The sequence below is a fragment of the Kitasatospora sp. NPDC001539 genome, assembly GCF_040298565.1.
Lineage (GTDB): Bacteria > Actinomycetota > Actinomycetes > Streptomycetales > Streptomycetaceae > Kitasatospora.
In genome coordinates this window covers 1-12,591 of record NZ_JBEPAK010000080.1, presented here as the reverse complement: position 1 = coordinate 12,591, position 12,591 = coordinate 1, and the positions used below count along the sequence as shown (strand labels likewise).

9 protein-coding genes and 1 tRNA gene are annotated in these 12,591 nt (G+C 74.1%); 5 read left to right on the top strand and 5 right to left on the bottom strand.

What is annotated here, in order from left to right; genetic code table 11:
- Positions 1-50: 50 nt before the first annotated feature.
- Positions 51-1,517: a PP2C family protein-serine/threonine phosphatase gene (locus tag ABT247_RS15145; protein ID WP_350742819.1), complete on the bottom strand. Its 1,467-nt coding sequence runs from the start codon at positions 1,515-1,517 to the stop codon at positions 51-53.
- A 619-nt stretch (positions 1,518-2,136) separates the two neighbouring features.
- Here ABT247_RS15145 and ABT247_RS15140 point away from each other — a divergent pair.
- On the top strand, positions 2,137-2,799 hold the full coding sequence (locus tag ABT247_RS15140; RefSeq protein WP_350742816.1) for a bifunctional DNA primase/polymerase: 663 nt from the start codon (positions 2,137-2,139) through the stop codon (positions 2,797-2,799).
- 230 nt (positions 2,800-3,029) lie between these two features.
- Here ABT247_RS15140 and ABT247_RS15135 read toward each other — a convergent pair whose 3' ends face one another.
- The 4 genes from ABT247_RS15135 to ABT247_RS15120 form a co-directional block, all read right to left on the bottom strand.
- A complete protein-coding gene (locus tag ABT247_RS15135; protein ID WP_350742814.1) occupies positions 3,030-4,013 on the bottom strand; it encodes a DUF5926 family protein in 984 nt (327 codons plus the stop codon).
- A 264-nt stretch (positions 4,014-4,277) separates the two neighbouring features.
- Positions 4,278-4,829 carry an ATP-binding protein gene (locus ABT247_RS15130; protein WP_350742812.1) on the bottom strand — a complete coding sequence of 184 codons (552 nt, stop codon included), beginning with the start codon at positions 4,827-4,829 and terminating at the stop codon, positions 4,278-4,280.
- Positions 4,830-5,194: 365 nt separating this feature from the next.
- A complete protein-coding gene (locus ABT247_RS15125; protein WP_350742810.1) occupies positions 5,195-6,019 on the bottom strand; it encodes a glycerophosphodiester phosphodiesterase in 825 nt (274 codons plus the stop codon).
- Between the two features lie 98 nt (positions 6,020-6,117).
- A complete protein-coding gene (locus ABT247_RS15120; protein WP_350742808.1) occupies positions 6,118-7,599 on the bottom strand; it encodes a purine-cytosine permease family protein in 1,482 nt (493 codons plus the stop codon).
- Positions 7,600-8,108: 509 nt separating this feature from the next.
- On the opposite strand from ABT247_RS15120, the gene ABT247_RS15115 reads away from it, so the two are divergent.
- The 4 genes from ABT247_RS15115 to ABT247_RS15100 all read left to right on the top strand — a co-directional run bounded on the left by ABT247_RS15115 (position 8,109) and on the right by ABT247_RS15100 (position 12,295).
- Positions 8,109-9,830, top strand: coding sequence for a S1C family serine protease (locus tag ABT247_RS15115; protein WP_350742806.1), 1,722 nt, complete (start codon positions 8,109-8,111; stop codon positions 9,828-9,830).
- A gap of 61 nt (positions 9,831-9,891) precedes the next feature.
- Positions 9,892-9,979, top strand: a tRNA-Ser gene (locus ABT247_RS15110).
- Between the two features lie 166 nt (positions 9,980-10,145).
- Positions 10,146-11,510: an FAD-binding oxidoreductase gene (locus ABT247_RS15105; RefSeq protein ID WP_350742804.1), complete on the top strand. Its 1,365-nt coding sequence runs from the start codon at positions 10,146-10,148 to the stop codon at positions 11,508-11,510.
- 455 nt (positions 11,511-11,965) lie between these two features.
- Positions 11,966-12,295, top strand: coding sequence for a hypothetical protein (locus tag ABT247_RS15100; RefSeq protein WP_350742802.1), 330 nt, complete (start codon positions 11,966-11,968; stop codon positions 12,293-12,295).
- Positions 12,296-12,591 lie beyond the last annotated feature (296 nt).

The window sequence follows — 12,591 nt, the reverse complement described above, 5'->3', positions numbered from 1 at the left end:
GACCCCTGGCGCGAGCCCCTGGAACGGACCTCGGGCGGGCCCGGGGGCCACTACTCGAAGCGCGCTCCCAGCAGCATCAGGTCATCGGTGGCGGAGCCGGCCGAGGAGGCCGGTCCGGCGTCCGGCTCGGGGCAGACGGCCAGCAGGTGGGCGCAGAGCCGGTCCGGGTCGATCCGCACGTCGCGCGGGGCGTCGGCGGCGGCCCGGCGCAGGTTGGCCTGTCCGGCGTGCAGGGTGGGGCCGCAGCGGCGGGCCAGGCCCTCGGTGTAGAGCAGCAGGGTGTCGCCGCGTTCGGCGGTGAACTCGACCCCGGGGGCCTCCCAGCAGGCCAGCATGCCGAGCGGCGCGGAGAGCGAGGTCTCGACGAACTCGGCGCCGTGCCGGCCGACCAGGATCGGCGGGCAGTGTCCGGCACCGGCGAGGGTGACCCGGCGCTCCTCCGGCTCGATCCAGGCGTAGACGGCGGTGGCGGTGCGGGTCGGCTCGGTGGTCTTGAGCAGCAGTTCCAGGTCGCCCAGGACGGAGACCGGGTCCTCGCCCTCGAGCACCGCGTAGGCCCGCAGCGCGGCCCGGATCCGGCCCATCGCGGCGGCGGCGCCGGGGGCGGAGCCGGGGCCCGCGCCGGGGCCGTCGCCGAAGACCGAGCCGACGGTGAGGCCGACGGAGCCGTCCGGCAGCGGGATGGCGTCGTACCAGTCGCTGCCGCAGGAGCGGTCCAGGCCGGCCGGGACGAGCCGGGCGGCCAGTCGCAGCCCGTCCTGCCGGGGGAGCCGGTCCGGCAGCAGGCCGCGGCGCAGCGCCTCGGTGGTGCGCAGGACGCGCTCGGCCTCCAGCTGCTTGGCGAGCAGCGGCGCGGCGGTCTCGCAGTAGCGGCGGGCGAGTTCGCGCCGGCAGCCGGTGGGGGAGGCGGGCCGGTCGTAGAACCAGACGGCGGCCGCGAGCGGGCCGTCCTCGGTGGTGGCCAGCGGCAGGCCGAAGGCGCCGCCGAGGCCGAGGTGGACGGCCAGTTCGCGGAGCCGGTCGCCGATGGCCGGGTCCTCGGCGAGGTCGGCGGAGTGCAGTTGTTCGGGGCGGTCCCGTTCGCGCAGCAGCATGGCGAGCAGGCTCTGCTCGGTGGGGACGGTCTCCAGGGCGCCGAGGCTGGCCCGGTCGAGGCCGAGGCCGACGGGTTGGCCGGGGCCGCCGCCCGGCATCAGGGTGACCAGGACTCCCCGGTCGGCGCCGAGCAGCGCGGCGCCGGAGGCGAGGACGGCGTCCAGGGTGGCGGTGAGGCCGCGGGCGCGGGCGAGCCGTTCGGTGTGCTCGTGCAGGCTGGTGATATCGGACAGGCGTCCGGCCAAACGGTCCTGCACGGTGCCGGAGGGCGCCGCGAGGTCGCCCCCGGTTCCCTCCGGGGTGTCGGCGGGGCCGGGCAGACCCGGCGGGTCGAGGACGGTGAGGCCGCCCGGGCAGCCGGGTTCGCAGAGCTCGGCGGTCGTCGGCGACGGGTGGGAGGTCGACGGGTGGGACTCGGTCATGCCGCCACTCCTGACGCGGTGCTACGTGCCATGCGGAACCCCCAGATACGGCCGATGTGGAGCGAGCACGGCCAAAGGACGCGTTTCGCCTCGTTTCGCTACTACTCGTCATTGATCGACAGCAATGCCACCACTTCTACACAGGCCATTCGGGGCATGTCCAGATCCGGGGCGCCGCGGTGGCCGTTCCGCTCCGTCATCACCCCGGTCGGAGGGCGTGAACGGTTCGTGCGCGCGCCGGTCGGGTCCGCAGGCATGGAGGGGGCCGGGAGCGGGCAGAACCGTGGGGACGGACCGGGCGGCCGTCCGGATCGTATGCCCGAGCCGCCCGCGCATTGGGCCGGCCGGAAGTCTCTCACTCGTACGGTGGAACCGAGCGCGCCCGGGCGGCGTCCATCCGGTCGCATACGGGATTCTCGTTCCAAGGGCCTGTTCCAGTGCGCGGCCCTTCTCATGTCGTGCTCCACACCGTGCTCCACGTCGTAGCCGCGCCGTCCGCCGTGCCGCCCGCCCCGCTCCGCGCCGCCCGGGGCCGTGCCGCCGCGGGCCCGCGTGGCGAGTCCCGACGGATGCCGGTGGGGCGGAGCGAACCGAGCGGTCAGGGAAAGGAACGAGCGCCATGCGTGAGAACCCGAAGAGCCGGCCGAAGGAGTCGTCCGCCCGGTTGGACGCGGCCCTGACGGCCGCCGTCGAGTACCGCTGGCCGGTGGTGCCGGGCACCGTGCTGTGCGGTGGGCGCTGCTCCTGCGGGGATCCGGACTGCCCGGTGCCCGGCGCGCATCCGCACGACCCGTCGCTGCTGGCCGCCACCACGGACCCCCGGATGGTGCGCTGGTGGTGGGAGCGGCAGAGCCCGGACGCGCCGGTGCTGGCGGCCACCGGCTCCGCCGTCGCCGCGGTCTCGCTGCCCGCGGCGGCCGGGGCGCGGGCCCTGGTCTACCTGGGCGCGCTGCGGCTGCCGCTCGGCCCGGTGCTCGCGATGCCGGGCCGCTACGCGTTGCTGGTGGCCCCGTACTCGCTCGACGCACTCGGCGAGATGCTCGCCCAACTCCCTTGGGTACCAGGATCGTTGCGCTACCACGGGCCGGGCGGCTTCCTCCCGCTGCCGCCCGGCGGGGCGGCCGCGGGGGTCCCCCCGGTCGGAGGCTGGGGGAGGGTGCGCTGGGTGCTGGCGCCGAAGCCGGCGGCGGACGGTGGCGTCCGGCTGCCGCAGGTCGGGCCGCTGCTGGGCGAGTTGGTGGACGCGACGGTCCGGCTGGACAGCGGGCACTCGGCGCACTGACCGGCGCCGGCTCCGCGGGCCCTCCGGGGCCCGCTCGGGCGGGCCGTTCGAACGGGCCGCTCCGGAAAGCAAAAGATCCGGCCGCTGGCGACGGGGGATGCACCAGCGGCCGGACTCTTTAGACAGTAACAAGGATCCGCGCCCGCGCCAATTTCCAAGAGGCCCTCCAGGGCCGGAAATTGCCCCTTCATGGCGACAATGTGACGCGTATCACCCGAATCCAGCGGGCTTTAGTTCAAGGTGACCTGACGGTTCACCAGGTTCGCGCGGGCGCGCCGCTCCTCGGCGGTCAGCGGGGTCCCGTCGGTGAGGACGGCCGAGAGGCGCTCGGCGAACTCCGCGGCCGGCTTCTCGCAGTCGGTGGCGGTCATGGCGAGCGGGAGGTCCCACACCGGGACGGTCAGGCCGTGCGCCCGGAAGGAGCCGACCAGGCGGGTGTCCGGGCCGAGCGAGGCCTCGCCGGCGGCGTTCAGCCGGGCCAGCGCGTCCAGCAGCTTCTCCTCGGGCACGGTCATCACCCAGCGCAGGTGGTTCTTGTCCGGGGTGCCGCACCAGTAGGCGGCGTCCAGGCCCGCCAGCTTCTCGGTCGGGATGGCCGAGGCGTTGGCGCGCTCCAGCGAGGCGGCGACCTCGCCGGTGGCGGTCTCGGCGTCCTCCAGCCAGAACTCGAAGCCGGTGTGCACGGTGGGCGTGAACTCGGCGGTGGTGTCCAGCAGGTCCTGGAGGCGGCGCCCGCCCGGCACGGTCCGGCGGGCCGGCACCGGGGTGCCGGGCTCGGTGGCCAGGGCCAGCTCCAGGGCGTCCGCGAGGTCCCGGCTGAGGTCGCCGGAGGCGGACTGGGTCTGGAGGCCGAGCAGGATCGAGCCGTCCTGGCGGCGCAGGGCCGGCCAGGCCAGCGGCAGCACGGTGGCCAGGGTGACGGACGGGACGTCGCCGTTGGCGGTCTCGGCGACCCCGGGCGCGAGCGTCAGCGGCGCCGTGGCGGCCGGCACCAGCTCGCGCAGCGCCACCCAGTCGGCCTCGCCCGGCAGGCCCTCGAACGGGCGGTGCACCAGCTCCTGCACCGCGTGCGAGGCCTCCCGGCCGTGGCAGGCCTTGTAGCGGCGGCCGGAGCCGCAGGGGCAGTTCTCACGGGCCCCGACCACGGGGATTTCGCCCGCGACGGCGGTGGTGGACTGGCGCTGCGGCGCCTTCTTGGCGGCCTTCTTGCCCATGGTGCGGCTCTCCCGGGAACGGTGGTCCTTTGCTCCGGGAAGCCTACTGACGTTCCCCGGGCGCGCGGGAACGCGTCGGGGCCGGCGCCGTACGGGCGTCCGGTCGGCAGGCGTGCGGCCGACGTACGGGCGCCTGGTCCGCCGGTGTGCGGCCCGCCGTACGGGCGTCCGGTCGGCAGGCGTGCGGTCGCCGTACGGGCGCCTGGTCCGCCGGTGCGCGGTCGGCGGCCGGCGGCAGGAGAGCGGTGGCCGTGGGACGGTGCGTCAGGCGCTGCGCGCGTCGCCGCCGGTGCGCCGGGCGTGCCGGGCCCGGGTGGGCAGTGCTGCCCAGACCGTCACCTCGCCGGGCGCGTCGCGCACCCCCCAGTCGCCGGCCAGCTGGTCGACGATGCTCAGGCCGCGGCCGCCGCGCGAGGTCAGCGAGGGGCTGGCGGGCAGCGGCCGGGTGGCCGCGCCGCCGTCGGTGACCTCCAGGGTGAGCACGCCGTCCGCGTGCACCTGCCAGCGGACCAGCACCCCGCCGTCCGGTCCGTCCGAGCCGTCCGTGCCCTCGCCGTGCTCCCGGCCGTCCACCGCCGGGTGCGGCCCGGAGGGGACTCCGACCAGCAGCTGGTCCACCACCTCGGCCCGGGCCCCGCGGCCGAGGGCGGGGAGCGGGCCGAGCGGGCGGGCGTACCGACAGGCGTTGCTCAACAGCTCGGAGAGGACCAGGACGGCGTCGTCGATCACCGGCTCGGGTATCCGCCGCTCCCCCAGGTCCCGACGCAGCCTGCGCCGGGCGACGCCGACACTCGCCGGACAGTGCGGTACTGCCATGGTCGAAGAAGTCGGCCCGACTTCTGCGGGCACCGAACGCGCCACCATCAACGCCACCCCCGGACCTCCTTCAGCGTATGCCGAGGGATGGATGCCCCTTGGTAATGCGTCGGAAACGACCACCGGAGGATCCCGGGGGTCCATTTCCGGCGGTGCGACTCAGGGTCGACGAGAGGTCATTCCGTGCTCACCCTCCGTCGCGCCGACAGCAGGAATTCCGGCAAAACCGTGCACGGAAGGTTTGGCTGCCGACCGGAGGGATCACGTTCGTCCGGACCGGTCCCCGGCCCGCCGCCCGACCGCCGCCCGAGCACCGCCCGACCACCGTTCCCCCGCCGGACGATCACCGGGCGATCGCCGGACGATCATCGCCCGAGCTGCGCCAGCACCTCGGCGGGCCGGTTGGTGATGATCGCGGACACCCCCAGCTCCAGGCAGAGTTCGACGTCGGCCGGCTCGTCCACCGTCCACACGTGCACCTGGTGCCCCAGCTCCCGCAGCCGGGTGACCAGCTGCGGCCGGGCCCGGACCAGGTCGATGCCCGGACCGGCGATCCGGGCCCCGCCCGGCAGCGGACCGCCCGGCCGCAGGCGGCCCAGCAGCGGCAGCATCCGTTCGAACAGGAACACCCGCTGGTACTCCGGCGCGTCGAGGGCCACCCGGTTCAGCGCGATCGAGGAGAAGCTCATGATCCGGGCGGACGGGCGGTCGCCCTCCCGGCTCGCGCCGATCTTGAACCGCTCCAGCATCCGCAGCAGCTCGGCCTCGACCCGGCCGCGGAAGCGCACCGGGTGCTTGGTCTCGATCGCCAGGTCCACCGGGCGCCCGCAGTCCACCACCAGCTCCAGCAGGCGCTCCAGCCGCAGCACGCCGCGCAGCTCGGGGTCGGTGCTGGGGCGGCCGGTCTTCCAGGCGCCGAAGTCGTACGCCTCCAGCTGGGCCAGCGTCATCGCGGAGACGGTGCCCTGGCCGTTCGACACCCGGCCGATGCGGCGGTCGTGCACGCAGACCAGCTCGCCGTCGGCCGTCACCCGGACGTCGCACTCGACGGCGTCCGCGCCCTCGTCGAGCGCGCGCCGGTAGGCCGCGAGGGTGTGCTCGGGCAGGGCGTGGGAGGAACCGCGGTGGGCGATCACCTGGACGGAGGGCGCGGTGCGCGCCTGCGTCGAGGACAGGTCTGGGCTGGTCACGGCCCCAACGATAGGCGGCGCAGGTGAAGCGGAGGCGAAGGCGGTCCCAATCCCCGGGGCCGGCTCCGCCTCCCGTGCCTCAGCTCCGCCCCCGTGCCTCAGCTCCGCGCGGCGCGCCGGGTCAGCGGGGTGAGCGCCCAGGTCGCCAGGGCCGGTACCAGGAAGGCGAACAGCGAGGCGGAGGTCCACTCCTGCGGGGTGAAGTGCAGCGCCTGCTGCGCCGAGGTCCAGAAGTCCGTCCACCAGGCGGCGACCGCGGTCGGCGCAATGAACTGGTAGACCGCGAAGCCCAGGGCCCACGGCAGCAGCATCAGCCAGCGCGACGGCGCCGTGTCGGAGAGGTCCCAGCCGTGCCGGCCGGCGCCGAGGAAGTAGTCCACCGCCAGCACCGCGAGCAGCGGGACGAACACCGAGCCGATCAGCCCGAGGAAGTTGTTGTAGGTGTCGGTGAACCTGTCGATCCGCAGCGCGAGGACGGTGGTCAGCACGCCGATCCCGCCGCTCAGCACCCGGCGGTCCACCCGCGGCAGCAGGTTCTGCAGCGACATCGCGGTCGAGTACACGTTGGCGAAGGACTGGTCGGTCTCCCGCACCACCAGCACCAGCAGGAACAGCCAGCCGGCCCAGACGCCGAGGAAGGAGTCGAACATCCGGCTCGGGTCGCCGTCGGACTGCAGCAGCGCCATCAGGCCGAGCACGTAGCACCAGACCTGGGCGACGGTGTAGCCGGAGAAGCTGCCCCAGAAGGCCGAGCGCGCGGTCCGGGAGTGCCGGGTGTAGTCGGCGGCCATCGGCACGAAGGAGATCGACACCGCGATCATCGCGTCGGTGGCGCCCAGGAAGCCGTGCCAGTTGCCCGCGCCCGGGTCGGGCACGCCCTGGCGGCCCAGCTGGACGGTGAAGTACACCATCGCGACGGCGACCGCACCGGCCACGAAGCGGCGCAGCACCGCGATCGCGCCCAGCGGCCAGATCGTCAGCGCGGTGGTCAGCGCGCCCGCGAGCAGCACGAACAGCCAGCGGTAGCCGCTCGTGTGGGCGACGGTCTGGGCGCCCGCCGTGATGGTCAGCAGCTCGAACACGCCCCAGCCGATGCACTGGACGATGTTCAGCACGGTCGGCAGGTAGGACAGCCGGGTGCCGAACAGTCCGCGCAGGTTGGCCATCGCGGGGGCACCGGTGCGGGCGCCGATCAGCGCGGCCACGCCGAGCATCGCGGTGCCGACGGCCGTACCGGTCACGATCGCGGTCACCGCGGCGGCCACCGACAGCTCGCTGCCCTTCTCGCCGAGCACGGTGGCGGCGGTGGAGAAGCCGATCAGGCTGACGCCCAGGTTCATCCAGAGCGCGAAGTGGTCCCGGAAGCGCAGGGTGCGCGGCGGCTCGGTGTCCAGCACCAGCGGCGCCTCGACCCGTTCGGTGGCGGTGGCGGTGGCGGTGGCGGTGGCGGTGGCGGTGGCGGTGGCGGTGGCGGCGTCGGCCGGGTCCGCGTCCCGGCGCGCGTCCGGGCCCCCGGGACGATCAAGGAAATCCTTGGACGCGGAGGCGTTCGAAGAAGAGGATGGCGAAGCAGGCGGCATGGCCGATACTCCCTACGCCGGCATTACCCGGACAGGTTCCGGCGGTCAGCGCCCCCTCGACGGTCCGCCCGCTACTGCTTGGCGTACCGTCGACATGCGCACTCTCAGCCTGGTCGGTCCAAGCTCCCGCGTGTCAGTTGTGAGCGACAGGCTAACCGGCGAGGGTACGAACGCCAAGGCCACGGGTGGGCCGTCCGCATCGCGGAACGCCCGGACGGGGGGAGGGGAGTCCCTCGACCGCCGCCGCCGGCGCCGCCGTGGAAGCCGGCTCCGGCGCTGTCGTCGGCACCGGCTAAGGATTCTTATGAGTTCTTCAGAGGGGTCCTTACGGCAATCGAATCGATGGTGCGAAAAACTATGGTCCTTGGTTCTGTCAGCTATGGAGGTCGTCCGTGAGCACCGAGCGCGAGGTTGGGCCCACCGGGCCGCAGGGGGAGCAGCCCGCGGGTCCCCAGGAGGCGGCAGGGGCCGCTCCCGAAGGCACCGCTCAGGGAGGTCACAAGCCGACCATGGCGTTCGGTCGGGTCCCCGAGCCCGAGGCGAGGCCGGCGGCCGCTGATCCGGCTCCGGCCGACGCCGCCGAGGGCGGGCACCGGGCGACCATGGCGTTCAGCCGGGTCCCGGCGCCGGAGGCCGGGCCCGCGCCGACCGCAGCCGAGGGCGCCGCCCCCGAGGGCACCCCGGCCGAGGGCGGTCACAAGCCCACCATGGCCTTCACCAAGGTCCCCGCGCCCGAGGCCCCGGCGGCGCCCGCCGTCGACCCGGCCACCGGCTACGTCGACGCCCCGCCGCCCGTCCTGCCGCCCGCGCCGCCAGCCGCGGCCCCGGCGGCGTCGCCCGCGGCCCCGGTCGCTCCGGCCCTGCCGCCGGCTTCCAACCCGTACGCGACCCCCTCCCACGGCGTGCCCGCCGCCGGCGCGCACGAGCCGTACGGTGCCGGGCCCGGCGGTGCGCCGGCCCAGCACGGCCACCACCCGTTCGGCGCCGGCCAGCCGCTCGGCGGCTGGGGCGCCGGCCACGACGCCACCTCCGGCGGTGCGGGCTACCCGGGCGGCCCCGGCGGCCCGCTCGGCTACCCGGCCGACCACTCCGGTGGCCCCGGCGGCCCGCGCAGGAAGCGCGGCGGCCTGGTGGCCCTGCTCGCGGCGGTGGCGCTGGTCGCCGGTGTGGCCGGCGGCGCGATCGGCGTGGTCGCCGCCGACCGCAACGACAGCAGCAGCTCGGCGAACGACCACCGCAGCACCACGGTCCAGGCCAGCAACACCCAGAAGAACGAGCCCGCCCCCGGGTCGATCGCCGCCATCGCGCAGAAGGCGCTGCCCAGCGTCGTCACCATCAAGGCGCAGGGCAGCACCGAGTCGGGCACCGGCACCGGCTTCGTCTTCGACACCGAGGGCCACATCCTCACCAACAACCACGTCGTCGCCCCGACCCTCGGCGGCGGCAAACTGACCGTCAAGTTCGCCGACGGCTCGTCGTACAGCGCCTCGGTGCTGGGCCACGCCGAGGGCTACGACGTCGCCGTGGTCAAGATCGACAACCCGCCGAAGGACAAGCTGGCCCCGCTGGCGCTGGCCGACTCCGACAAGGTCAACGTCGGCGACGCCACGATCGCGATCGGTGCGCCGTACGGCCTGGAGTCCACCGTCACCAGCGGCATCATCAGCGCCAAGGACCGCCCCGTCGCCTCGGGTGACGAGACCGGCTCGCAGGCCTCCTACATGAACGCCCTGCAGACCGACGCCTCGATCAACCCCGGCAACTCCGGCGGCCCGCTGCTCGACTCCAGCGGCGCGGTGATCGGCATCAACTCGGCGATCCAGTCCAACGCCTCCGCCAACGGCCGGGCCGGCAGCATCGGCCTGGGCTTCGCCATCCCGATCAACCAGGCGAAGTGGGTCGCGGACACCCTGATCAAGACCGGCAAGCCGGTCTACGCCAAGCTCGACGTGCTGCGCAACGACGACTACAAGGGCGACGGCGCGCAGATCCAGACCCGCGACATCCAAGGCCAGCCGGCCGTCACCCCCGGCGGCGCGGCCGACAAGGCCGGCCTCAAGCCGGGCGACGTGATCACCAAGCTCGGCGGCGCGCCGATCGAGAACGGTCCCGCCCTGGTCAGCCGGATCTGGACGCACAAGCCGGGCGAGACCGTCGACGTCGAGTACACCCGCAACGGCCAGACGTTCACCACCAAGGTCACCCTCGGCCAGCGGGACGGGGACCAGTGACCGGGGCGCGCGGAATCGTGTGCACCGAACCCCGCCCGACCCGTTAGGCTGACCTCCGCCTGGAGAGCTGCCCGAGCGGCCTAAGGGAACAGTCTTGAAAACTGTCGTGGCGTGACCCGTCACCGTGGGTTCGAATCCCACGCTCTCCGCCGGTAGGAGAACCACCTGCACAGGGCGGGTGCCGAGACCACTCGGCACCCGCCCTCGGTGTTTCCGGGGCCGGCTTCCGAGCGGGCCGAGGCCCACTTGCCCACCCCCTGCCCTCGGGGCAGAGTGCGGAGGGCGGGGGCGGGTGGGCGCGGAGCGGAGGCGGCGATGGGTGATCTGACGGACCGGCTGGCGCAGGGCCTCCCGGCGGAGGCCGTCGTGGTGGACCCCGGTGTGACCGCCGCCTACAGCCACGACATGGCCGGTTTCTGCGCCGCGGGCACGCCCGCGGTGGTGGTGTTCCCGGAGACGGTGGAGCAGGTGCAGCACGTGCTGCGCACGGCGACCGAGCTGCGGGTGCCGGTGGTGCCCCAGGGGGCGCGGACCGGGCTGTCGGGGGCCGCGAACGCGGTGGACGGCTGCGTCGTGCTGTCCCTGGTGAAGCTGAACCGGATCCTGGAGATCGACCCGGTGAACCGGATCGCGGTGGTGGAGCCCGGTGTGGTGAACGCCGAACTGTCGCGTGCGGTGGGGGAGTTCGGGCTGTATTACCCGCCGGACCCGTCCAGCTGGGAGTCCTGCACGATCGGCGGCAACATCGGCACCGGCGCGGGCGGCCTCTGCTGCGTGAAGTACGGGGTCACCGCCGAGTACGTGCTCGGGCTGGACGTGGTGCTGGCGGACGGGCGGCTGCTCTCCACCGGGCGCCGGACGGCCAAGGGCGTGGCCGGGTACGACCTCACCCGGCTGCTGGTCGGCTCGGAGGGCACCCTCGGGGTCGTGGTGCGGGCGGTGCTGGCGCTGCGGCCCGCGCCGGCTCCGCAGTTGGCGTTGGCGGCGGAGTTCCCGAGCGCGGACGCGGCCGGGGCGGCGGTGTGCGAGGTGATGGCGCGCGGACTGACCCCGTCGCTGATGGAGCTGATGGACGCGGTCTCGGTGCGGGCCGTCAACGAAATGGGGCGGATGGGTCTGCCGGAGTCGACCCGGGCGCTGCTGCTGGTGGCCTTCGACGGGCCGGACCGGGAGGCGGAGCTGGCGAGGGCGGCCGCACTGTGCCGGAAGGCCGGGGCGACCGAGGTGGTGCCGGCCCAGGACCAGGCGGAGTCGGACCTGCTGCTGGCGGCCCGGCGGCTGGCGCTGCCCGCGATGGACCGGCTGGGCACCACGATGATCGACGACGTGGCGGTGCCGCGCTCCCGGTTGGCCGAGATGCTGAACGGCGTCGCCGAGATCGCCGGACGGCACGACCTGACCATCGGGGTGGTCAGCCACGCCGGGGACGGGAACACCCATCCGATCGTGATCTTCGACGCCGCGGACGCGGAGCAGGCGGTCCGGGCCCAGCGCTCCTTCGACGAGATCATGGCGCTCGGGCTGGAGCTGGGCGGCACGATCACCGGTGAGCACGGCGTCGGGCTGCTCAAGCGGGAGTGGCTGGCGCGTGAGCTGGGGCCGGTCGCCCTGGACCTCCAGCGGCAGGTGAAGGCGGTCTTCGACCCGCTGGGAATCCTCAATCCAGGTAAAATGGTCTGATTTTCAAAACCCCTCGAGAATGTCACTGGATGGGCCATTTTTCCCGTCTTTTCCATATGACTTTCGGATCGTCTGTGAATGGCTGAAAAGTCGACATGGAAGGGTGGTCGAACTTTTCGGGGGCGCGTTCACGTCCGGACTGCGCCGGGGTGGTGCGACCGGCGACTCCGGTGACGTGGGGGGCGCCGCTTCGCGCAGGCCGCCGATCGGCCGTCTTTCAGGCGGCATCGCAGGTCGGGAGCGGTGTGTCGGCGGCCCGTCCGGATCCGAGACCGGTATTCGCGGCCCGAGTGGATATCACGCGAAAGGGCGAAAAACGCGGCGTCGGCTAGTGCTTTGTCGATTTGTTGCGGAAGTCTGGCTTCCGGCGTCGCAGCCACCGGGCGTTCGTCTGGCCGGCGAACTCCCGCAGCTCGTGCTCCGATTGCACGATGAACAGTTTCTTGGAGGTGCACATGGCTTGCAAACACACCCGTCGGGTGTGCGGCCTTCTGCTCGCCGCTCCATTGGCGGCCGGCCTGCTGCTGGCGGGTGCCGGCGCCGCGGCCGCCGACGACGGCGCGGGTGCCGCGGGCGGCTCCAACGCCGGCGTGGTGTCCAACAGCGGCACGGGCAACGTGTTCGGCGGGGTCGACGGCAACTACGTCTCCACCCAGCAGACGGCGACCGGCGCCGGTGCTTCGAACCAGGCCAACACCCTCGCGGCGAAGGACAACGCGGGCAACGTGCTGGCCGGTCAGGGCAACAAGAACATCAACGTCATCTTCGCGCCGGTCCCCCACTGACCGCCCCGGGCACCACCGACGGCGGGGGCGCCGGAGGTGGACGACCGCGGGTGGACCGACCACCCGTGGAAGGGCCCGGAGCAGTCCCCGGGCGGATTCCGCCCGGGTGCGGATCGGACAGGGCGCATGGACCGGCAAGCGGAAAGGGTCGCCGCGAAACCGGACTCGTGGGGGGGGGCGCGCCGCGCGCCCCCCCCCCGCGCGGGGGGGGGGGGGCCCCCGCCCCGGGGGGGGGGGGGGGGGGGGGGGGGGCCCCCGCGGGGGGGGGGGGGGGGTGGGGTGGTGGCAAAGCAGGA